We start from the raw sequence: 23,502 nt of genomic DNA, 5'->3' as shown, positions 1-23,502 counted from the left end.
GGTACGGCCGGGGCGGGCGGGGCTTTTGCCCTCTTCGTTAATTTCGACTTTGCCGAATTAGCATGTAGCGTAAGCGCCCGCGTTGACGCTTGTAAGTAGAGGTGTCATCATGCAGCGTGTAGAGACGGATAGTATCACCATTCATAGCAAAGGCTAACTCATCCTGTGCCTTTTGATAAATATCTAAAAACACGCTGTCGAAGTCGTGAAATGGTCCTTCAAAATCTGTGTTTACCTGATATGCTTTGTGCCCTGGTAAACCCTGCACTTTGCCATCTGCCGTGAAGTGTACGGAAGAAACATGGCCGGCAGAATCGGTCATTGAATGAGTCCCGGTAAAAGTCAGGTCGTTGACAAAACGAGCTAACGGAACCTGGAGGGGTGGGCTCTGTAGGGCTGCACCCGCACCGGAAGAGCCGCGTAACCGCTGAAATGCAGTAGTTATGACACGTCTCGTTTTTTTGTTTCGTTGGTCGAGATACAATAGCGTATCTGCATTGTGAACTTGGTATCGAAGGCTCATTTCAAGCAATTCATCCCCAATTTCCTCCGCATTAGAAGTCGTGGGCCATGAATTAGCCGCCGTGCTCTCTCGCAGGTGAACAAAGCGCAACGGAAGCCCTTCATGATTTGCAGCGCCTATTGCGACAGCCAAGCTGTCGCCTTTAAAAGACATTGGGTCAATCAGTATTTCCGTAATGTCGCTATTGCCCCAATGCCCGTGGGCTCGCCGGGGTGAGCGGGTTTTTTGCAAATAAGCGGCGTACGTGGTGTTTAGCCATGCGCCGCCCAAAAGTGGCCGCATCTGTTGGGCAATAGAGCCCGCTCTTGAAGTGACTTCCGTAGCAGTTGGCTGAGATGAAGTCACTGAATCAGCATAGGTAAGTGGTTTTGTAATACTTTGCGCTGTATCAGTTGCTTTGTCATGGCAACCAAGGAGCAGAAATAAGCTTAGAAACGAGATTTGAGTCTGTTTATAAAGGAAATGCATGATACAAAGTAAGCATTCCTGATTCCTTGAATCTCCAGCCCCTCCCGTGGCTCCCAACACGTACGTCGCGGCGGGGGCGCGGGGCCAAACGGCACTTCCAGAATCTCAGCAGCGCTGATGAACCATTTCAAAGGCCCATTTCCAGTGTGGAGACGGGCCTTTTGCGTTAAGCAGATTGGGGTAAACCAATTCATCAGCTTAGAGGAAATCAGCGGGCGATTATTGGTAAAAATAAACCGGCCGGCCAAGCCCGTATTTCTACCCCATCCCGGCCCCGTATTTCTACCTGCCCTTAAAAACGGGTGGTTTTACCCTGTTTCGGCCCTGCGCCGGCCGCTAGGTTTGCATCAGTTATTTACAACGATTAGCCAGCCAGTAGCTGAAGCGACCCATGTGCAGCGGGCCGGCTTTTCGGAGAATAATGAGTGGAGCAGAAACCACTAGGTCAAACGGGGCGATTATTCCGAAAAGCCTTACGAGTAGGAAAAATAATTAACCAATAAACCCATGTCAACTGCAAACACCGCGGCCCCGGCCGCCGACCAGCACACGGATACCATGCCCGGTGGCTGGACCCCCTATCACCCCCTCACGGCCACCGACAAGAAGGTGTGGGAAGAGGCCATGCACGGCTTCGTAGGCGTGAAATACACGCCCACGGCGGTTTCGACACAGGTAGTGAACGGCACCAACTACAGGTTTGAGTGCAATGCCACCATGCCGCCTTCCAACGCCATCTGGCGCGCCATTGTAGAGATTTATGCCCCGTTGAAAGGCCAGCCGCACGTGGTGAGCATTCACCGGATGTAATTAATTAGCAAGTGAATTAGTAGGAGAATACGAGAAGCCCCCTGATATTATCAGGGGGCTTCTCTGCTTTTAATTTGATGGATGGCATCGCGGGTGGGGCCTGGACGAACATTAGCCCTCGGCCCGCAGCACCTCCAGCGGCGAGCGGCGCAGCACGTCGCGGCTGTTGAACAAGCCAATGGCGGCCGTAAGGACCGTGACCAGCGCCGCCAGCCCCAGCAGCGGCAGCAGCGCCGGCCCGAAGCTGGCCTCGAACACCCACACAGCCAGCGCCCAGGCCGCCAGCACCGCCAGCCCGATGCCAGCCAGCGCCGCCAGCAGTCCCAGCAGGCCGTACTCGACCAGGGTGATGCGCAGAATCTGCGCCCGGCTGGCGCCCAGCGTGCGCAGCAACACGCTTTCGCGCACCCGTTGGTAGCGACTGATGACCACCGAACTGCTGAGCACCAGCAAGCCGGTGAGGATGCTGAACCCGGCCATGAAACGAATCACGAAGGAGATTTTATCGATAATGTCGTTGAGCGTGGTCAGAATCAGGCCCAGGTCGATGGCCGACACGTTGGGAAACTGCTTTACAAGTTGCTGCTCCATCGCCGCCAGCGCGGCCGTGCTGGGCGTGTGCGTGAGCACCACCTGGAACTGCGGCGCGCCCTCCAGCACCCCGGCCGGGAAGATGACCAGGAAGCTGGGCTGTACGCGGCTGCGGTCTATCTCCCGCGTGCCGCCGATGATGGTGCGCTGCGGCAGTCCCTGCACGTTGAAATCCAGCGTATCGCCGAGGTTCAGCTTGACGCGCTCCAGATAGCCTTTTTCTACCGAGATGTGCGGAATTTTATCGGGGCCGATGGTAGGCGGGGTGCCGGCGGTGAGCTTTTCGGACGAGTTGAGCGAGTCGCGGTAGGTGACGCGGTATTCACGGGTGAGGGCCCAGGCAGGGATGCCCCGCGCCGTATCCTTTTTGATGACGGAAACGGACGTGCCATTGATGGCCGTGAGGCGCATGGTCACGATGGGTACGCGCTGGAGCACGGGCAGCTTCCGGGACGTCAGCAGGGCCTCGACGCCGGCGCGCTGCTCGGGCTGAATGTCGAACAGCACGAGGTTGGCGGCCGATTTCTGGCCGCCAACCTGCACGCGGCCCAGCAGCATGGCCTGGGTGAGGAAAAGCGTGGCCAATAAGAACGTGCCGAGGCCAATGGACGTGACCAGCGTGAGCGTCTGGTTTTGGGGACGATATAAATTCGCCAGGCCCTGCCGCCACACGTAGCCCCAGCCGGCGGGGAAAAAGCGCCGCACGGCCCCCATCAGCAGGCGGCCCAAGCCGGCCAGCGCCGCAAACGCCGCCAGCAGCCCCGCCCCGAAGCCCAGCGTGAGCTTCCAGTCGCGGGTTTGGCCGTAGGCGAAGGCGAGAATGAACAGGCCGATAACGCCAATCACCACGGCCCGCACCGGGTCGGGCGCAGTGGTATCGTCTTCAAACGCTGTGCGCAGCACCCGCAGCGGCGACACCCGCCGGATGCTCAGCAGTGGCAGCAACGCGAAGAGTACGGCCATCAGTAGCCCCGTGAGCAGGCCCATGGCAATGGAGGGCCACGACACGCTCACGCTAATGTCCACCGGCAGGAAATCGCCCAGCACCCGGGGCAGCAGCCCCTGCACGGCCGCGCCCAGGCCCGCGCCCAGCACCGCGCCGATAAAGCCGAGGCCGGCCGTTTGAATCAGGTAAATCAGCAGCGCCTGCCGGCCGCTGGCCCCCAGGCACCGTAGCACCGCCACAGCGGCCAGTTTTTCGCGCACGTAGAGGTTTACGGCGCTGGCCACGCCCACGCAGCCCAGCAGCAGCGCCACAAAAGCCACCAGGCTGAGGTAGCGGGTGAGGTCGGCGAAGGCCCGGCCGGTGCTTTGCTGGCGGCTGGCCACGGTATCGGTGTCGATATCGGCCGCATCGAGGCGGGCTTGCAGGGGCTTGAGCACGGCGGCCACGTCGGTGCCCGGCGCAAACTGGTAGCTGCGCGTGTACTTCACCCGGCTGCCGCGCTGCACCAGCCCGGTGGCGGCCACCTCTTTCAACGGCAGAAACACCGTGGGCGCCACCGCCGTGCTGATGCCCGACTGCCCCGGCGTTTTCAAAACCCGCCCAATGATGGGCAGCACCACTTGCCCCACCTGCACCGAGTCACCGACTTTGGCCCCGAACTGCACCAGCAGCGCGTCATCGACCAGCGCGCCGGGGGCGGCCGTGGTATTGGCAAAGCGCTGGGCGGCGGCTTTGGGTTCGGTGTCCCAGTCGCCGTAGAAAAAGCCGCCGTCGCGCGCCCGCACCTGGGCCAGCCGGGTGCCCCGGCCCGGCCGGAACTGCACCAGCGAAGCAAAGGAAATTTCCCGAGTGCGGGCCGTGCCGAGGCTTGCCAGGGTCGGCTCCAGCTTGGCATCGAAGGGCTGGTTGGCGCTCAGCACGAGGTCGGCCCCAAGCAGCTCCCGCGCCTGCCCGGCAATGCTGCGGGCCAGGTTGTCGCCGAAGGAATTGATGCCCACCAGCGCCGCGATGCCCAGAATAATGCTGGCCATAAACAGCAGCAGCCGCGCCCGGCTGCGGCGGCTGTCGCGCCACGCCATGCGGAAAAGCCAGCCGGTAGTTGAAGGGGAGGATGTTGGGAGGGAGACCGGCACAATAAGAAAATAAGAATACTGGAAGCAGAATGCAATGCGGCAGACGGGGGAGGCGGTAATTAACTTTAGAAAACTACTTTGTAACTCGCATCACCTTCGGTTTCAAAATGAAAACCAGGAGCTAACACGCTACGGAAATATATTGTGATTAGGATGCACCTCATTTCGCTCATGCGTCGATTGTTACGGCTAATGCAATTTGCCCTATGTTTCGGTATGCTATGTTTAGCTGCTTGCCATTCACCTCGGATAGTAATTTCTGGTACTGCGCCACCAGCACCACCCGTTGCCGTTCCTGAATCGCCCAGAATGGTAACCATGTATGGGAAAGTTTATGGCCAAGACAGCACAACAGTTGTTCCGGGCTGCGAACTGCTGTTTAGTAATAAAATGTCAGATTCGGCTGCACAAATTCACCCGGTAATTTCCTTTCTTGACGGAAATTACCGGGTAAAAATGCTCGCCGGCTATACATATCGGGTTATACTAAATAAGGATGGAGTAACTATTGGAAATCAAGATTTTGAGATTGTAAATGTGCGCTCTGACACCAGCAGTATTGTGAAGAATTTTTACGTCAAATACAGTGATGGATGCTGCGTCGACTACTTTCTTCCTACGTTTTGGTTTGATACCAATCGCTCGGTATTGCGGCCCGAATCAATGGACAGGTTAAATTCCATTATAAAACAATATCCCGCAGCAGTCAGCGACAGTATCGTCTTGGTAGTAGAGGGCCATGCCGAGTGGGGGGAAGCGCCTCGTAACCAGTCGAGAAAGTCGCAATATCTAAGCTGGTTGGCAATGGAGCGGGCAAAAAGCGCTTGTGCGTACCTGCGAAAAAAGGGAGTTGACAGCAGCAAATTGTTTGTAATCAGCTACGGCGAACGGCATCCGGCGGCCCCGAACACCTCGCCGGAAAACCGGCAGTTGAACCGACGGGTTGAGGTCCGACCTGTATCTGTGCATGATGTAGCGTGGAGGTTTCAATACCATGCCATTCCTTATAAAGCAGTTGTTGGGCGAGCCAAAACGAGTACAGCTCGCAAACCGATTTCGCGGCCCCGAACCGTAGTAACGCCGCGTCCAGCCCCCAAAGCTCAAATCACTAGGCCATAGTTTCCGCCACCACCTTGCCGCCGCGCAGCCGCAGCGTGCGTTGCGTCTTGGCGGCCAGCTCCAAATCGTGCGTCACCAGCACCAGCGTGGTGCCGGCTTCGCGGTTCAACTCAAACAGCAGGTTCACCACCCGCTCGCTGGTGTCGGGGTCGAGGTTGCCGGTGGGCTCATCGGCGAAGAGCACCGCCGGGCGGTTGGCGAAGGCACGGGCCAGGCTCACGCGCTGCTGCTCGCCACCCGAGAGCTGGGCCGGGTAGTGATTGGCGCGGGCGGCCAGGCCCACGCGGTCAAGCAGGTCGAGGGCGGTGCGGGTGGCGCCGCGCTGGCCGCGCAGCTCCAGCGGCACCAGCACGTTTTCGAGGGCCGTGAGGGTGGGCAGGAGCTGGAAGTTCTGGAAGATGAAGCCGACGTGTTCGTTGCGCACGGCGGCGCGCTGGTCCTCGCTCAGGTTATCGAGCCGAATGCCGTTGACCCACACGCTGCCCGAGGTAGCGCGGTCGAGGCCGGCGCAGAGGCCAAGCAGCGTGGTTTTGCCTGAGCCCGAAGGGCCGACGATGGCAAAGGTGTCGCCGGCCTGCAGGTCGAAGCTGACGGCGTGCAGCACCGTGAGCGGCTGGCCGGCGCTGGGATATGTTTTGGTGAGGTTATCGACGCGGAGGATGGACATTTTTCAGGGTAGGAGGGCGTGGGGGTAGGAGGGTATGAGTAGTAGCAACAAAAAGGCGGTCATGCTGCGCTGTGCTCGGCATGACCGTTCGTTTCTTTCAGTCGTTCCAAAACCCATCCCACAACCGCGCCGCCGCTCGTTCGTTACCCTAGACTAGACGTTGAAACCTCCGGTATATTTTCCAGCTTTACGGTTTCGTGCCCAAAACGCTGCTTATGAAATTCCTTCACCTGCCCCTGGCCGCCCTGCTCGGGCTGGCCCTCACAGCCTGCAATTCCGGTCCCACGGCCGAAAAACCGGCGGCTTCAGCCGCGCCCGCCGCTGCTACGCCGGCAGCTACGCCTGCTACCAAAAAACGCCTGTTGTTTTTCGGCAACAGCCTCACGGCCGGCTACGGCGTAGAGCCCGAGCAAGCCTTCGCCGGCCTCATTGGCCAGAAAATTGACTCCCTCGGCCTGCCTTATGAAGTAATAAACGCCGGCCTGAGTGGCGAAACCACCGCCGGCGGCCGCAGCCGCGTGGGCTGGATTCTGAAGCAGCCCGTGGATGTGTTCGTACTGGAGCTGGGCGGTAACGACGGCCTGCGTGGCCTGCCGCTCTCGGCCACCCGCGAAAACCTGCAGGGCATCATCGACACGGTGCGGCGGCGCAGCCCCGGAGCGCAAATCGTGCTGGCCGGCATGCAGATTCCGCCCAACATGGGCCAGGCGTATGCCCAGGATTTCAAGGCCCTGTACCAGGAAATAGCCACCAAAAATCACCTGGTATTGATACCCTTCCTGCTAGCAGGCGTGGGCGGCGACCGCGCCCTAAACCAAGCCGACGGCATTCATCCCACGCCGGCCGGGCACCGCATTGTGGCTCGCACCGTGTGGGCGGTGCTCCAGCCGCTGCTGGTGACGAAAAGCTAAATTACCCGCAGCCCGTCGAGGTTCACTTCGTCGCGCAGCAGTTCGAGGTGGCGGTAGGCGAGGGGCCGGCCGGCGTCGGTGCTGAGGTCGGGGAGGGCGGCGCGGGCGGCATCGAGGGTAAGCTGGGTGAGCTTGCGCTCGCCCAGGTAAATAGCGACCGGGCGGCCCAGACGGGCGTCGTGCACGGCCAGGGCGTGGTCAATTTCGGCCAGAATGGTGCTCATAGAAAAAGAATTGAGCTGAAAATTGGCGGAAATATAGCAGCCAGTTTTTAGTTAGGAATTAGTAGTGAAGAGTTTTCAGTTAAGAACAGCACTGCTAGCTATTCACTGAAAACCGTTCACTGCCAACCCGGCTACCTTTGCCGCATGACTACTGTTGCTCCCGCGCCGGCCGTTTCGGCGGCTTTGGCCGCCCGGCCCATTGGCATGTTCGACTCCGGCATTGGCGGCCTCACGGTGGCGCGGGCCGTGGCCCAGCGCCTGCCCCACGAGCGCATCGTGTACTTCGGCGATACCGCCCACCTGCCCTATGGCGACAAAAGCACGGCCGCCATCCAGGCCTATTCTATCAAAATCTGCGATTTGCTGCTGCGCCAGCACTGCAAGCTGATTGTGATTGCCTGCAACTCGGCTTCGGCGGCGGCCTACGAGCTGGTGCGCGAGTACGTGGGCAGCAAAGCCCAGGTGCTGAGCGTGATTGACCCCATTGTGGCGCACCTGGGCCGGGCCTACGCCGGCCGCCGCGTGGGCCTCATCGGCACGAAGCAGACGGTGAACTCCAATGTGTATAAGAAGAAGGTCGACGACCTCGACGCGGGCGTGGACCTGCAGTCATTGGCTACCCCGCTGCTGGTGCCCATGATTGAGGAAGGCTTCTTCAGGAACTCGATTTCGGATGACATCATCGGCACTTACTTGGGCAATCCGGCCCTGGCCGACATCGATGCCTTGGTGCTGGCCTGCACGCATTACCCGCTGATAAAGGAGCAGATTGCGCGCTTCTACGCCGGCCGCGTCGACGTGCTGGATGCCTCGGACGTGGTGGCGGCGGCGGCCGAAAGTTATTTGGCGGCCCACGGCCTGCTGGCTCCTGCGTCGGCCGCGCCGCCCGCGCACCACTTCTACGTGTCCGATTTCACCCGCTCTTTCGAAGAAAGCACGCGCATCTTCTTCGAGCAGGAAGTGCATCTGGAGCATTATCCGCTCTGGGAGTAAAAAGGCCTCGTCCCAAACGCAACGTCAAGGCTCATGCTCACATCCGGCGGCTCCGACCGCCCGGTTTTGGGGAGGAGATAATTCCGTAACTTTCCAACCGCGCCGCGCCGCTCTATCTTTGAGGCGTATGAGCGCGGTTGCTGTACTTACGTTACTCACTTTTTTTATCTTCCTTTTTCACTTTATTTCTTCTCTATGAAGCATTTCTTCACAACGCGCCTGCTTTCCTGTCTGGCGGTGCTGGGCCTAACGGGACCCACGCTGGCAGTACAGGCACAAGCGCTTACCCAAGCCGATTTTACGGGCGTTGTAGTACCTCAGTACCTGAGCAATGGCAACAACAGCGGTACGGCTACTTTTCCGGGCCCGCGTCTGGCGGTGGCCTTCCGCGCCACCCTTTCTAATTTGACCGCCAGCACCATGTACCGCTACTATGTGCAGGCGGCCACGCAGTCGGAATTCGGCAACTCGGCTTCGGGTGCGGGGGTTGTGCTTTCGGCCACGCCGGGCACCACGCCGGCTACTTCTACCTATGCCACCTCCAGCACGGGTAGCCTGTCTACGGCGGGCTCGTATGCCACCTTCACCACCGATGCGGCGGGTAGCTACACGGGCTGGTTTTTCTTCGTGAATTCGAACAACGCCACCCGCTTCCAGACGCCGGGTACCGTGCTGTTCCCCACCATTACCCTGGCTACTGATGCGGTACCGGGTACCATTGTGGCCCGGCGGGCTCTTAACCAAAGCATCACCCTGCTCGGCTTCCTGTCCGGCGCTGGTGCCAACAACGGCACCCTGCTCACCGGCTCGTCGTCGGCCACGCCCAACAACGTAGTATTTACCTACGATAACACGGCGGGTACCGGCCGGCCGCTCAGCGGCGCGGTAGTCGAAAGCATCGGCGTAGCCACCGGCACCACCCAGACCGGTGCCAACGCCTACACCTACAGCACCACCAACGGCTCCTATACCACTGTTATTCCCAACACGCTCGCCAGCGGCGTGCGCCGCGTGGAGGAGCGCAGCATCGTGAGCGGTGCCGTGCTGAACTGCAACAGCGATGCCGACGGCATCTGGCCTTCGGGTGCCAATACGGTGAACCCCGCCGGCGGCACGGCGGCCGTGGTGCTCACTGCCACCGACACGCCCCTAAACGCGGGCTGCAACTCGGCCGCTACGGCCACCATCACCGGCACGCCGGCCAGCCTCACCGCGTTTAGCACGGTAGTGGGTACGCCCTCGGCTACGCAGACCATCACCGTGGGCGGCACGTCGCTCACGGCGGACGTCGTGGTAACGGCCCCGGCCGGCTACGAGGTTTCGCTGAGCGCCACCACCGGCTTTGCCGCTACCGTAACCGTACCCCAGACCAGCGGCACCGCCGCCAACACGCCTGTTTACGTGCGCTTGACCGGTGCTGCCACCGGCACCTTCACCGGCAACGTGGCCTTGAACAGCACCGGCGCTACTTCCGTGAACGTGAACGTGACCGGCACCGTGACCGCCGTGGCTACGCCCGCGCCCACCATCACCAGCTTCACGCCCACTACCGGCGCGGCCGGCACCACCGTCACCATCACCGGCACTAACCTGACCGGCGCCACCGCCGTTACCCTGAATGGCGTGGCCATCACCGGCTTCACCGTACTGAGCGGCACCACCATCACCTTCACCGTGCCCGCCAGCGCTACCACCGGCACCATCGCCGTGACCACGCCCGGCGGCACGGTTACCAGCACCGGCACCTTCACCGTAACGGCTTCGGCTCCTACCATCACCAGCTTCACGCCCACCACGGGCGCGGCCGGCACTACGGTAACCCTCACGGGCACCAACTTCACGGGGGCTACCATTGTAACGGTAGGCGGCATCACCGTCACCGGCTTCACGGTGGTGAATGCTACCACCATCACGTTCGTGCTGCCCGCTACGGCCGTTACCGGCCCCATCGTGGTGACCACGCCCGGCGGCACGGCCACCAGCACCACCAGCTTCACGGTGACGGCGGCCGCTACGCCCACCATCACGACCCTGAGCCCTGCCCGTGCCGTGGTGGGCGGCCCTGCTTTCGTGCTCACCGTAGGGGGCACCAACCTGTCCGCTACCACGCAGGTGAACTTCCGCGGCCAGAACTACACGGCGGCCACGGTTACCAGCACCACTAGCATCACGGTCAACATCCCCGCCAGCGCCATTGCTACCCTCGGCCAATTTACCGTGACGGTAACCAACGGCGGTACGGCCTCTAACACGCTGGACTTCGCGGTAGTACCCGCCGCCACGACTCTCGCCTACGAAGATTTTGAGCAGGGCGTCCGCACCAGCTACACCGATGCCGCGCCCGTAGCGTTGCGCTCCGGTGCCTGGACTTTTACCCAGGCCCTGCTGGGAGACTTGTTCAACGACCGCGTGAACCAAACGAAGTCGGCCCGGATTCGCGGCGGCGGCTCCATTGCCATGAACTTCGACAAGCCCAACGGCGCGGGTATCGTTACCATTTCGGCGGGCTTGTACGGTTCCGATACGGGCCCCACGTTCACGGCCGAAGTATCCACCGACGGCGGTGCTAACTATCAGCCCATTGCCGGTACGCCGACCGCCCTCACCAACACGCTAACCCCTTATACCCTGACGGTAAACCGGGCCGGCAACGTGCGGCTGCGCTTTAACACGACCAACGCCACGACGGGCCAGAACCCCCGCATCAACCTCGACGACCTGACCATCACCGACTACGTCGGCACGGCTACGGCTGCCAGCCAGGCCCTGCCCGGCCTGTCGGTGTTCCCGAACCCGGCTACCGACCGCATCACCGTGGCCCTGCCTTCGGCTGGTGCTGCTACCGTAGCCCTGCGCGACCTCACCGGCCGCGTGGTGCTGGCCCCGGCCACGCTGGGTGCTGATAAGCAGCTGGCGCTGCCGGCCACGCTGGCCCGCGGCATCTACCTGCTCGAAGTGAAGCAAGGCGACGTAACCGCCGTGCGCCGCATCGAGAAGAACTAAGTCTTCGTGTGAGCTGACCGAAACCGGTCAGTATCGGTGAAAAAGCCCCCGCCCACGCGGGGGCTTTTTTTTGTGCCTTTGCGCCAGAGCAGCAAGCGGATGGAAAATATGGATAGGAAAGAAGCCCGTTGGCATCGTTGCCGGGAACGATTGCGCAACTAAAAAAGCCCGTTTGCTTGGCGTATGGCGAATTAAATCAGACTTTTAATCGGCTGATAAGAGATAAAATATATATTTTTAAATACTTCATCTTGCTGTGTTTGCCTCACCCCAGTCAGCCTCGCTCTGCTTCGCTTTACTAATTCTCACCCAAACCTTTTTTCCGATGAAAAACCGTTATTTCCTACTGTTCTGGCTGATATTAATCAGCTGCCTGGCCCACAGCCCGCGGGCCTGGGCGCAGGCTACGCGTCGCATCACCGGCACGGTGCGGGCTTCGGATTCCAAGGAGGGCCTGCCCGGCGTGACGGTGCTGGTGAAGGGCACCAACAACGGGGCCTCGACCGGGGCCGACGGCAACTATGAGGTGACCGTGCCCGCCACGGGCGCCGTCACGCTCAGCTTCAGCTTCGTGGGCTACGCCAATAAGGAAGTGGCCGTGGGCAGCCAAAGCCAGGTGGACGTGACGCTGACCGTGGACACCAAGCAGCTCGACGACGTGGTGGTGATTGGCTACCAGGCCGTGCAGCGGCGCGACGTGACCGGCTCGGTGTCATCTGTCAGCGCGCAGCAGATTAAGGACGTGCCGGTGAACTCGGCCGCCGAGGCACTTAGCGGCCGGCTGGCCGGCGTGCAGGTCACGAGTTCGGAAGGCACGCCCGGCAACCAAAGCGTAAACATCCGCATTCGCGGCGGCGGGTCCGTGACGCAGGACAACTCGCCGCTGTACGTGGTGGACGGCGTGCAGGTTGAAAACGCTCTGAACGTGATTTCGCCCCAGGATATTCAGTCGGTTGACGTGCTGAAGGACGCCGCCGCCACCGCCATTTATGGCGCGCGCGGGGCCAACGGAGTGGTCATCATCACCACCAAGGGCGGCAAGGAAGGCAAGCTGGTGGTGTCGTACAACGGCTTCGCGGGCGTGCGCCAGCTCTCGCGCAAGCTGGACGTGATGCAGCCCGCCGACTTTGTGAACTACCAGTACGAGCGCGCCCTGAGCATCGACAGGGCCGCCGGCAATACCACCACGTTTGGCGGCCTGAATACCTTCAAGTCGTTCTTCAAATCGAAAAATTACAACAGCGACACGCTGAACCAGATTCGCAACTCGCCCTTCCTCGACTGGCAGGACCAGGTGTTTGGGCGCGATGCGTTCCAGCAAACGCACAACATCTCGCTCTCGGGCGGTGGGGCCAACTCGACCTACGCCCTGAGCGTGACCCGCAACAACGAGGACGGCATCCAGCTGGGCTCGGGCTTTATCCGCAACCTGGTGAACTTCCGCTTCGACAACAAAGCCACCGATAAGTTCCGCTTCGGCGTGAACGTGCGCTTCAACGACCAGAAGGTAGAAGGCCTGGGTACCTCGTCGCAGCTCTCGACCACTACGACGCGCCTGCGCAACGCCATCGAATACATCCCGCTGGCCATCAACCTGCCCGGCGGCTTCGACCCCAGCACGCTCGACGAAACCTTCGCCACCAACACCACGCTGGTGAATCCCATTCTGGCCATTGGCAGCGACATCCGCCACGACAAGCAGCGTACCCTGAACCTGGCCGCCAACGCCACCTACAACTTCACCAAAGACCTGGCCTTCCGCTCCACGGTGGGGTTTGATTTCGGCAATTCGACGCTGGAAAGCTTCTCGGGGCGCAATTCGCCGGCCATCCGGCAGCCCGGTGGCGGTTTCAACCTGCAGCCGTTCGTGTCCATCGCCACCGGCTCGGCGCTGTCCATCAACCAATCCAACGTGCTGAGCTACGCCCACCAAATCGGCAAGCATTCCTTCGATGCGCTGGTGGGCGAGGAAATCTACCAGCAGAGCAGCCGCATTCTGACGGTGCAAACCAACTTCCTGCCGCTCGACATCACGGCCGAGCAGGCCATTGCCAACATCAACCAGGGCGTGCTGCCGTCGTCTTCGTTTCAGCAGCCCACGCCCACCAGCGACAACCCTACGCTCCAGCATTTGCTGTCGGGCTTTGGGCGGTTGAACTATTCTTTCGATGACAAATACCTCGCTACGGTAACGTTCCGGGCCGATGGCTCGTCGAAGTTTGCGGCCGGCCGGCGGGTGGGCTACTTCCCGGCCGCCTCGCTGGCCTGGCGCGTGTCGAAGGAGGACTTCATGAAGTCGCTCTCGAACACGATTTCGGATTTGAAGCTGCGCCTGAGCTACGGCCTGGCTGGCAACAACCGCATCAACGACTTCGGCTACAGCGAGTTTTACCGCACCGGCCTGGGGCAGTACTCGCTCAACCACGCCGTGTCGCTGGGCACGGTGGTCACGGGCCTGCCCAACCCGTTTTTGAAGTGGGAAACCACCACCGCCCGCAACGTGGGCGTGGACCTGGCCCTGTTCAACAACCGCGTGCAGTTTTCCGTCGATGCCTACTATAACTCGACCCACGACCTGCTCGTGAACGTGCCGATTTCGCCCACCCTGGGCTACCAGACCCAGTTCCAGAACGTGGGCTCAACCACCAACCGGGGCCTGGAATTCCAGCTGGCCGGCACCGTGCTCAAAACGCCGGATTTCACCTGGTCGGCCAGCGGCAACGCTTCCATGAACCGGGGCCGCATCGAGGAGCTGGGTCCGATTACGGCCATTCCCGGCGTGTATTCGGGCTGGGCCAGCACCACCATTGCCAGCGACTTCCTGGCCCGCGTGGGCGACCCGGTGGGCATTTTCTACGGTTACCAGACCGACGGCTTTTACACCGTAGACGACTTCACCGGCTACAACGCCGCCACCCGCACCTGGACCCTGAAGCCCGGCGTGGCAAACGACGTGGCCGTGCAGGGCCAGCCCCTGGCCCCCGGCATCATCAAGCTGAAAAACGTGGTGGACACCCCCGGCGCCGCCACCAACATTGTGGATGCCAACGACCGTACGGCCATCGGCAACGCCAACCCTAAAGTGACCGGCGGCATCAACCAGCAGTTCACCTACAAAGGCTTCGATGCCAGCGTGTTCTTCAATTTCGTGTACGGCAACCAGGTGTTCAACGCCAACAAGGTGGAATTCACCACGGCTGTGAACCCGTTCAGCAACCTGCTCACGATGATGAACGACCGGTACCGCACCATCGACAATAACGGCGTGCCGATTACCGACCTCGAAACCTCGCGCAGCCTCAACCAGAACGCCAAAATCTGGCAGCCCACCCGCACGCTGTTCGTGCACAGCTGGGCCATCGAGGACGGCTCGTTCATCCGCCTCAACAACATTACGCTGGGCTATTCGCTGCCCAAAACCCTGATTTCGAAGGTGAAGATGACGCAGCTGCGCTTCTACGTAACCGGCAGCAACCTCTACACCTGGACCAAATACAGCGGCTACGACCCCGAAGCCAACACCCGCCGCGCCTCGCCGCTCACGCCGGGCGTGGACTACGCCGGCTACCCGCGCAGCCGCTTGCTGCTGTTCGGCGTGAACCTGGCGCTGTAATTCTTCCAACCTGAAAATTCCCATCCTCCGATGAAACCGCTATTTTTCCGTTCCACCCTGGCCGTGGCCGCCGTGCTGGCCGCTGCAGCCCTGCCGGCCTGCAAAGACTACCTCGACGTGAAGCCCGACTCGCTTTATACCAACGAGCAGGCTTTCAGCAGCGTAGGCAGCGCCACCAGCGCCGTGATTGGCGCCTACGACATGCTCTCGGGCGATACCGGCTACGGCACCCGCCTGAGCATGTATTACCCCTACGACACCGACGAGATGCAGGGTGCGCCCGGTCCTTTTGATGGCCGCTCGCGCAGCATCTCGCGCTACACCGCCGAGCCCTCGAACCCCGAGGTAACGAACCCCTTCAACAACCTGTACCAAGGCGTGGAGCGGGCCAACATCTGCATCCAGAGCATCCCGAAGATGCCGCTCTACACCACCGGCTCCTCGGCCGATACGGCCGCCCTGCACCGTCTGTATGGCGAAGCGCTGACGCTGCGGGCCCAGTATTATTTCGAGCTGATTCGGAACTGGGGCGATGTGCCCGCGCCCATGGTGCCCACCTACACCACGGCCCTGGCCGGCGGCGAGCTCACCCAGCCCAACACCGACCGCCTCGCCACCTACGACCGCCTCATTGCCGACTTGCTGCAAGCCGAAAAGCTGGTGCCCTGGCGGTCGCAGGCCGGCGCAGCCAACGAGCGCATCACCAAAGGTGCCGTGAAGGCCCTGCGTGCCCGGCTGGCCCTGTTCCGGGGCGGCTACTCGCTGCACGGCACCCAGATGACGCGGCCTGCCGACTACCTGGCCTCCTACGCCATTGCTCGGCAGGAGTGCCTGGATTTGATGAACAAGCGCAGCGAGCACACCCTCAACCCGAGCTTCCGTGAGCTGTTCAAGAGCATCAACGAACTGCGGCCAGAGGCTACTTCCAACGAAATTATTTTCCAGGTGGCCATGGGCGGCTCCAGCATTTCGGGCGATAGCAAGCTGGGCTACTACAACGGCCCGCTGCTGAGCTCGTCGCCCATCTACGGAAGCACTCAGGCCCAGATTCGGCCCCTGCCCACCTATTTCTACGCCTTCGACTCAACCGATGTGCGGCGCGACATCACCCTGACCACCTACAGCATCGACGGCTCCAACAACCAGAAAGGTGTGCAGCTGAATGCCCTCACCGATGGTAAGTTCCGGCGCGACTGGCGCGTGCCCACCCTCAACGGCGCGGGCAACTACCTGGGCTACAACTGGCCCATCATCCGCTTCGCCGATGTGCTGCTGATGTTTGCCGAAACCGAAAACGAAATCAACGGACCCACGCCCGCTGCTCTGGCGGCCCTGCGCGAAGTGCGTCAGCGCGGGTTCGGGGGCAGCACCACGCTAGGCCAGATTCCTGCGCCGGCCGATAAAGCTGCCATGTTCAACGCCATCGCCAACGAGCGTTTCCTCGAATTCGGCGGCGAAGGCATCCGCAAATACGACCTGCTGCGCTGGAACCTGCTCGGTACCAAAATCACGGAAGCTCGCGCGAACCTCACCCTGCTCATGAACGGGCTGACTCCTTACGCCTTCGTGCCGGCCACCATGTACTACCGCGTAACCGGCGGGCAGGTGGTGTGGGCCCGCTCATTCTACAAGCCTTCGCCGGCCACCGCGCCCGCCGGCACTACCGCCGTCCTCTGGCGCACGTCAGTAACGGCCGCTTCCATCGCCAACGTGGCCTCGGAATACGCGCCCGGCAAGGGCAAGGAGCTGCTGCCATACCCGCAAGGCACCGTGGATACAAACAAAAACGCCGGCTTTAAGCAGAACGAGGGGTATTAAGGGGTAGGGCGCGGGGCTTGCCCCGCCCGGCGTTGAACGGAATCGTTGCAACGGTGCGAATGCCGGGCGGGGGCAAGCCCCGAACCCTACGCTCGGGAACGATTGCGCAATTAAAAAGCCCGCCAGCCTTGTCGGCAATCCAACCAGGTCGGACTTTTAAGGTCCGACCTGGTCTTTTTACCTGATATCATGACCACCCAACCCACTGCCCAACCTGCCTTCGTGACCGATGCTGCCGCTGCTTGGGAAACCACCGGCCCCGGCGTACGCCGCAAAGTGCTGGCCCACGGCCCCGACCTCATGCTCACCCGCGTGGCGTTCGAAACCGGTGGGGTAGGGGCGCGCCACCAGCACCCGCACGCCCAACTCAGCTACGTGGAAAGCGGCGTGTTCGAGTACACCATCGAAGCCGAAACGCACACCCTGCGCCCCGGCGACAGCTGCTACGTGCCACCGTTGGCTTGGCACGGCGTGACCTGTACCGAAGCCGGCGTGCTGGTGGATGCCTTCACGCCCCGCCGCGACGATTTTCTGAGCTAACTCAGTCCATTCGGCTGTTCATTTCCCTCTCGATGAAAACGACTTTTCTGCGCCTGCTGGGGCTGGCCATGCTGCTATTGCTGGGCCTGTGCCTACTGCCCGCCCGCGCCCAAACCATCACCGTGGCCGCCGATGGCTCGGGCAGCTTCCGCACCATTCAGGAGGCCATCAACAGCGTGCCCGAAACGGCGGCGCGGCCCCGTACTATCTTCATCAAAAACGGCACCTACCGCGAGAAGGTCTTTATCGACGGTAAGAACAACCTGATTCTCAAAGGCCAGAGCGAATCCGGCGTTATCCTGACTTACCCGCAGGCCCGCGACATGTGGAGCTGCGGCCCAGGCGCCACCGCCGGCGACTGGGGCGTGGCCACCCTCAACCTGCGCAATAGCCCCGATATCACCCTCGAAAACCTCTCCGTCATCAACAGCTACGGTTTTGATGCTGCGGGCGAAGTCACCATCGACTGCCCCACCGCGCCAACCGGCAAGAAAACCGTGAGCAAAACCGGGCACCAGATGGCCCTGCGCGCCCTGCCCGGCGCCACCCGCCTCATTGTGCGGCACTGCACCTTCCGGGCGCTGGGCGGCGACACGGTGAGCCCCTGGGATACGGAGGCAGGCGCATATTATTTCAAAGACTGCACCATGGAGGGCGGCGTGGATTTCTACTGCCCGCGTGGCTGGGCCTACGCCGAAAACTGCCGCTTCATCTGCCACAGCAAGGAGGCCGCCATCTGGCACGACGGCTCGGGCAACCGCGACTCGAAAACGGTGCTGCGCCACTGCACTTTCAGCGGCGATGACGGCTTCAAGCTGGGCCGCTTCCACCGCGAGGCGCAGTTTTATCTGGTCGACTGCCAGTTCGCGGCGAACATGGCCGATGCCGACATCTACCACGCCGTATCGGGGCCGGGGGCCAAGCTCTGGGGCCGCCGCGTGTACTACGCCGGCTGCCACCGCCAGGGCGGCGACTACGCCTGGATGAAGGACAACCTGAGCACCGCCGAGGGCGCCCCCAGGCCCAAAGACCTCACCGCCGCTTGGACCTTTGGCGGGCGCTGGAACCCGCTGACCGGGGCCGTGCGCGCCACGCCGTCGGTCGCCGCCGCGCAAGTCGACACTACCGCCGAGAAGATGCTGCTCTACCAACGCGCCGTGGGCGGCTGGCCCAAGGCCCTGGGCGAGGTGAAGGTGAACTATGCCGCCCGCCTCAGCGCCGGGGCCCGCGCCGGCCTGCTCGACAGCAAGAACCTGAACGACGCCACCATCGACAACGACGCCACGACCCGCGAAATCAATTACCTTGTGGTCGCCTTCCAGAAAACCAACAACCCGGCCTACCGCAAAGCCGCCGAAAACGGCATCCGCTACCTGCTCAAAATGCAGTACCCCAACGGCGGCTTCCCCCAGTTTTACCCCGACCTGAGCGGCTACCACCACGAAATTACCTTCAACGACGACGCCATGATTCGGGCCCTGACCGTGCTGCGCCACGTGGCCCGCCAGCAGGGCGCCTTCGCCACCGTCGACCCTGATTTGGTAGCGCTCTCGAAAGCCGCCGTGGCCCGGGGCATCGAGTGCATTCTCAAAACGCAGTACGTGCACAACGGCCAGCCCACCGCCTGGTGCGCCCAATACGACGAGGTGAGCCTGCTGCCGGCCAAGGCCCGCGCCTTCGAACTGCCCTCGCTCAGCGGCGAGGAGTCGGTGAGCATCGTGCGCTTTCTGATGGACATCGAACAACCTTCCGCTGCCGAAAAAGCGGCCATTGAAGGCGCCGTGCGTTGGTTTGAAAAGGTGAAGATGCCCAACCTGGCCCTCAAAGAAATTGCCGCGCCGCAGGAGCCCCGGGGCCGCGACCGCGTCATTGTGTCCGCGCCCGGCGCGGTGCTCTGGGCGCGCTTCTACGAGCTGGGCACCGACCGGCCCATTTATGTCGGCCGCGACAGCCAGGTGCATTACCAGCTCACCGAAATCGAAAACGAGCGTCGCGCCGGCTACATCTACGCCGGCACCTGGCCCGCTGAGCTGCTAACCCAAGACTACCCCGCCTGGCAAAAGCGCATGGCCGGCGAAGCCCGAAAGTAGCCCGAACCCCCGCCAAAACGGTATCGTCCTGACCATCAAAAATGTTACGGGTGCCCATTGCGCCCGCAACCACGCCCCCGGGATATTCCGGGATGCAGCTGATGGCCGCAATGGCCACTCCGTTGAGTTGCGGCAGGCTTTATCGATTGCTCAGAGCTTCTCCTCCAGCCACAGGTACCCGGCCGCCAGCAGAAACAGCCCGAAGAACCAGCCCGCTGGCAACGGTTCCGCCACTGTATCGGTCGCAGCTTCGGCTGCGGTTGGGGAGCCGGTACGTAGTTGCGCGGCGGCCTGCCGGCGCTCCTGTAGCTCCGGCCCCAACCAGGCCGTGGGCGGGTACACATAAAAATGGTGGCGGATGCGGCCCGGCCCGCGCACCTGGTGCCAGCCCGCCGCGCCGGGCCAGAACTGGGCCGTGCTCCACTCGGGCAGGCGGGTATCCTGGCGCAGGGCCAGGCGCACGGCGGGGCCGCCGGCCAGCGTGGCCACGGTAGGCGGAGTAGCAGGAAAAGCCGCTTCCAGGTGCAGCGTGAGCGGTTGCGGCGGCCGGGGCCAGCGGCTGCCCGCGTGCCAGCGGGCTTCGGCCGGCGCGGACGGCACGGCCGCCGTCAGCAGCCGGTTCCAGAAGGATGCATATACGGCCGCGTGCCCCTGGAGGCCCCAGCGAAACGTTTCGGGCACCACCGACACCACCGCGAAGCCCAGCCCCACGCGCCGGCTGGCCGCCAGCAACAATTGGTGCGGCCCGCTGATGAGCGCGCGCAACGCCGGCGGATTGGGTTGGAGCTGGGCGGGCAGCGCGGCGCGGGCTTCGCCGGGCGCATCGGGCCAGGCGAGGGGCTGCGGGGGGGCATTTGCCGGCCGGAGCTGCACCGTGAAATCGGCGCGGGCGGGTGCAGTGCGGGGTAGCGGCGCGGCTTCGGCCAGGGTGATGAGGCCGAGCCGGCCGGCGCGTAGGGCCGCTTGCATGGCCTGTGTTTCGGAAGCCGTAAGGGCGGCTAGCGTGGCCGCATCGGCAACCACTACCGAATAATGAGCGAGTAGCGCGGGTGTGAGGCGGTCGAGTGGCTGGGCCGGCTGATTCACGAAATCGGTCTGGACAAGGCCCCGGCTCACGCTCGTGCGCAGGGCCACGGGGTAGTGCGCTTCGGCCAGGTAGTTTTTCAGAAACTTGAACTCGAAGGAAGGTGCGGCCGTGAGCAGCAGCACCGTCGGCAGCGCGGGCGTGGTGATTTCGACGGGCACTGGCTCCGTCAGTGGCGACAGGCTAGGGCGGCGCAACAGTAGCTTGTAGGTAGCCAGTCCGGCCGTTTTGGGCTGATAGCGCAAGTGAAACGGCCCGCCACCGGAGGGCAGTTTTACCGAATCGCGCCCGGTGCCAGCGGCTCGCAGCACCACCCACGCGGCCGCTGCCTGGCCCGGCGGCGCCACCGTGCCTTCCAGTCGTAGCGTCTCGCCCAGCGACAATTTTGCCGGCCAAAAAGCGGTGCTAAAGCCCGTGAATGGTGCCCCTAAATGCTGCTGAACGGCCAGCGCGCCCAGCAGTGGCAGGTCGGCCGCCGGCAGGCCCTGGCCTAAAATGTGCAGACGCCGTAGCGCCGGCCGCAGCTCCGCCAGGGTCAGCAAACTGGCCAGCGGACGCGATTTTGCGGCTTTTTCCACATCGCCGTAAGCCCACACCGCCGTGCCCGCGCCCAGCCGCTGGCGCAGTTGCCGGAGCGTATCGGGCGAATAGCCGGGGGTGAGGAGAATGGCCTCGGCGCGGGCGGCGGGCAGATGGCGCAAGGGCGGAAAAGCCGTGAACCACAGCGCCGCCACGGCCGCCGCGCTGGCCAGCAGCCGGGCCGCTAGCTGCCGCCGGCGAGGCCGCCGCCAGGCCAGTACCAGCAGCCCCGCGCCCAGCAGCAGGCAAAACGCCAGCAGGCCGTAGTAAAAAACCGGATTCGGGGCTAAGAAGGACAACGGATTAACGGCTTAATTCCTGGAAGTAATGCCGCGCCAGCCGGTCGGGGGCGGGTGCGGCGGCCGGCGCGGGGGCGGGCGCGGCCAGCAGGTCGGTGAGGGCGCGGGCCACGGGGGCGCGGCTGGCGGCGCGGGTGGGGCGGCCGGCGCGCACGTCGGCTCCTAATTCGCGCAGGGCGCGGAGGGCCGGCAGGTAGAAGCCCGGCCGGGTGAGGGCCGCGCCGGCCAGCACCGTGCCGGCCTGGTCGAGCACGGCGGCATCGGCGGGGCGGGTGGGCTGGCCGTTATCGGCGGCTGCCAGCCAGCGCAAGGCGGCGCGCACGGCGGGCTGCGGGTTGGGCGCAGGCAGCGTTTGCTGGCGCTGGGGCGCGGCGGCTCCGGCTAGCTCGCCGGTCAGGCGCAGGGTAGCCTCCGGCATGGGCGGCGGGCTGAAACCGGCTTTTTTGACGAAGGCGCGGGTTTGCTGCTGCACCTGTTTGAGCAGGCGCAGGGCGCGGTACTCGTAGGGCAGGGCTTCGCGGAGCTGGCCGGTGCGCAGGCGCAGCTCGGCGGCCCACATCTGGTCGAGTACGGCGCGAAGCTTGGCCTTCACGGCAGGCTCCAGGAAGTCGGCCGTTTCGGCGTCGTCGTGCTTGTGAATGTAAGGGTCCATCAGGGCGTCGGTTTCGGCGGTGGGCGAGGCCTTGGCGGGCGAGGTGGGCGGGGCCGCGTGGTCGTGGTGGGCGTCGGGCTCCGGGGCTTCGGCGGTGGGGGCGGCGGGCGCGTCTTCGTCCTCGGCAATCGGCGAGTGCGCCGCTTCCGCGCCGATGCCGGCTTCGGCTTCTTCGCCCATAAACTTCCCGTAGCGCAGGCGCAGGCTCTGCTGGTCGAAGCCCAGGGCATTGGCCCGGCTGGCCACGGTGGCGGCATCGAGCCTGGGTTTTTCGGCGATGAGCTTTTCGGTGTCAATAATAATCTGACGCTCGCTGCGGAAGTAGGCCGGGGCCACTTTCACGCCCATACCCATGTCGATGGCGCCGTCGGCCACGGCGGTGTCTTGCCATTGCACGAGGTAGGAATCGGTGCGGGCGGTGTGGCCGTTGTTGTCGCGGGCTGTGAGGTAGAAGTATAGCTCGTCGCCGTAGGTCAGGCCCAGCTTGGGCAGGTTGAGCAGGTTGCTTAGGTTGGCCTGCGTTCCGCTCAGCCCCGCGCTTAAATCGCGCCGCACCTCGCGGAACTTCACCGCCTCGCCCTGGCCCTGGGCCACGGTGATGACCAGCTCGGCCCGGCTCAGCCCATAGTCGTCGTGCACCGTGGCGCGGATGGGCACCTCCGGCCGCTGCCCCAGGGCGGCCACCAGCGTGTAAGGCTTCGGCGTGACGATGCGCAGCACCGGCGCGAGGTCGGGCCGCATGTCGATGGCATAATCATCCGACACCGTACCTGCGTAGCGCAGGCGGTACAGCGTGGAGGCGTTCAAAACCAATTCGGTAGCAAAAACTCCCGGCTGCCCGGCTACCGGCTGCAAGCGCCACCGCTGCGCTCCCAACTCCAACTCGGGCGCGGGCTGGCGGCCACTCACGCGCACCTGCCAGCGCACCCGCGCCCCCTGCGGGCATTGGAACGAAGCCTGAGCTGGCGCAAATCCCGCCAAGTGAGTGTACGCCGGGGGCGTCACGAGCAGCGTGGTTTCCGTGATATGGGGTGCGGCTGATGCTGCATTTGCGGGCTGCCGGGCATTGGGCGTGAAGTGCATGCTTACTGCCGATGACTTCGCCATTTGCCGGGGTGGGGGGAGCAGTAAGATTATCGCTGCTCCCAGAAGCAGGCTGGCGCTTATGGCCAATGGCTTTCTGAAGGAAACCGGCAGCAGTGCCGGGCCATCGGCCGTTAGCTGCGCCAGTTGGTGGGCCACGCGCCGGAACTGTAACTGCCCCAAAAACGATAGGCTGGCCGGCTTTTCCAGGACCAAGCCGGTACTGTCCTGCAAGTCGACAAACTGCCGGTCGAGCCGCCGGGCCACGGCGGCGCTGTCCAGCCGCCGCAATGGCATTAGCCACCAAACGGCTGTCATCAGCCAGCCCACTGTAGCTAGCCCTGGCCACATTGGAG

General features: G+C 63.0%; 15 protein-coding genes. 9 read left to right on the top strand and 6 right to left on the bottom strand.

Going from position 1 to position 23,502, the window contains the following annotated elements:
* Positions 1-37 precede the first annotated feature (37 nt).
* A complete protein-coding gene (locus tag ACYU7Q_RS06170; protein WP_460608553.1) occupies positions 38-991 on the bottom strand; it encodes a hypothetical protein in 954 nt (317 codons plus the stop codon).
* A 507-nt stretch (positions 992-1,498) separates the two neighbouring features.
* On the opposite strand from ACYU7Q_RS06170, the gene ACYU7Q_RS06165 reads away from it, so the two are divergent.
* Positions 1,499-1,801: a hypothetical protein gene (locus ACYU7Q_RS06165; RefSeq protein WP_460608552.1), complete on the top strand. Its 303-nt coding sequence runs from the start codon at positions 1,499-1,501 to the stop codon at positions 1,799-1,801.
* A gap of 111 nt (positions 1,802-1,912) precedes the next feature.
* Here ACYU7Q_RS06165 and ACYU7Q_RS06160 read toward each other — a convergent pair whose 3' ends face one another.
* Positions 1,913-4,471, bottom strand: coding sequence for an ABC transporter permease (locus tag ACYU7Q_RS06160; RefSeq protein ID WP_460608551.1), 2,559 nt, complete (start codon positions 4,469-4,471; stop codon positions 1,913-1,915).
* Positions 4,472-4,780: 309 nt separating this feature from the next.
* Here ACYU7Q_RS06160 and ACYU7Q_RS06155 point away from each other — a divergent pair, with 309 nt between their 5' ends.
* The gene (locus tag ACYU7Q_RS06155) at positions 4,781-5,590 is read left to right on the top strand and encodes an OmpA family protein (RefSeq protein ID WP_460608550.1); all 810 of its coding nucleotides are present in this window, start codon (positions 4,781-4,783) and stop codon (positions 5,588-5,590) included.
* Here ACYU7Q_RS06155 and ACYU7Q_RS06150 read toward each other — a convergent pair.
* Complete coding sequence (locus ACYU7Q_RS06150; protein ID WP_460608549.1) at positions 5,580-6,257, bottom strand: ABC transporter ATP-binding protein; 678 nt, start codon at positions 6,255-6,257, stop codon at positions 5,580-5,582. The genes ACYU7Q_RS06155 and ACYU7Q_RS06150 overlap by 11 nt on opposite strands.
* 215 nt (positions 6,258-6,472) lie before the next feature.
* Here ACYU7Q_RS06150 and ACYU7Q_RS06145 point away from each other — a divergent pair, with 215 nt between their 5' ends.
* Positions 6,473-7,168, top strand: a complete 696-nt coding sequence (locus ACYU7Q_RS06145) for an arylesterase (protein ID WP_460608548.1) — start codon at positions 6,473-6,475, stop codon at positions 7,166-7,168.
* On the opposite strand, the gene ACYU7Q_RS06140 is transcribed toward ACYU7Q_RS06145, so the two are convergent.
* A complete protein-coding gene (locus tag ACYU7Q_RS06140) occupies positions 7,165-7,392 on the bottom strand; it encodes a hypothetical protein (protein ID WP_460608547.1) in 228 nt (75 codons plus the stop codon). The two genes, ACYU7Q_RS06145 and ACYU7Q_RS06140, sit on opposite strands and share 4 nt — an antisense overlap.
* Before the next feature lie 144 nt (positions 7,393-7,536).
* Here ACYU7Q_RS06140 and murI point away from each other — a divergent pair, with 144 nt between their 5' ends.
* From murI to pelA, 6 genes are all read left to right on the top strand, one after another.
* Complete coding sequence (gene murI, locus ACYU7Q_RS06135) at positions 7,537-8,385, top strand: glutamate racemase (protein ID WP_460608546.1); 849 nt, start codon at positions 7,537-7,539, stop codon at positions 8,383-8,385.
* A gap of 195 nt (positions 8,386-8,580) precedes the next feature.
* The gene (locus ACYU7Q_RS06130) at positions 8,581-11,388 is read left to right on the top strand and encodes a beta strand repeat-containing protein (protein ID WP_460608545.1); all 2,808 of its coding nucleotides are present in this window, start codon (positions 8,581-8,583) and stop codon (positions 11,386-11,388) included.
* A gap of 325 nt (positions 11,389-11,713) precedes the next feature.
* Positions 11,714-15,001, top strand: coding sequence for a SusC/RagA family TonB-linked outer membrane protein (locus ACYU7Q_RS06125; RefSeq protein WP_460608544.1), 3,288 nt, complete (start codon positions 11,714-11,716; stop codon positions 14,999-15,001).
* A 30-nt stretch (positions 15,002-15,031) separates the two neighbouring features.
* The gene (locus ACYU7Q_RS06120) at positions 15,032-16,819 is read left to right on the top strand and encodes a RagB/SusD family nutrient uptake outer membrane protein (protein WP_460608543.1); all 1,788 of its coding nucleotides are present in this window, start codon (positions 15,032-15,034) and stop codon (positions 16,817-16,819) included.
* A gap of 189 nt (positions 16,820-17,008) precedes the next feature.
* Positions 17,009-17,359, top strand: coding sequence for a cupin domain-containing protein (locus tag ACYU7Q_RS06115; RefSeq protein WP_460608542.1), 351 nt, complete (start codon positions 17,009-17,011; stop codon positions 17,357-17,359).
* Between the two features lie 32 nt (positions 17,360-17,391).
* Complete coding sequence (gene pelA, locus ACYU7Q_RS06110) at positions 17,392-19,449, top strand: pectate lyase (protein ID WP_460608541.1); 2,058 nt, start codon at positions 17,392-17,394, stop codon at positions 19,447-19,449.
* Positions 19,450-19,599: 150 nt separating this feature from the next.
* On the opposite strand, the gene ACYU7Q_RS06105 is transcribed toward pelA, so the two are convergent.
* A complete protein-coding gene (locus tag ACYU7Q_RS06105) occupies positions 19,600-21,411 on the bottom strand; it encodes a hypothetical protein (protein WP_460608540.1) in 1,812 nt (603 codons plus the stop codon).
* 4 nt (positions 21,412-21,415) lie between these two features.
* Positions 21,416-23,464, bottom strand: a complete 2,049-nt coding sequence (locus ACYU7Q_RS06100; protein ID WP_460608539.1) for a hypothetical protein — start codon at positions 23,462-23,464, stop codon at positions 21,416-21,418.
* Between the last annotated feature and the right edge of the window lie 38 nt (positions 23,465-23,502).

It is taken from the genome of Hymenobacter terrigena (assembly GCF_054776515.1).
This window is presented reverse-complemented; position numbering and strand designations above follow the sequence as displayed.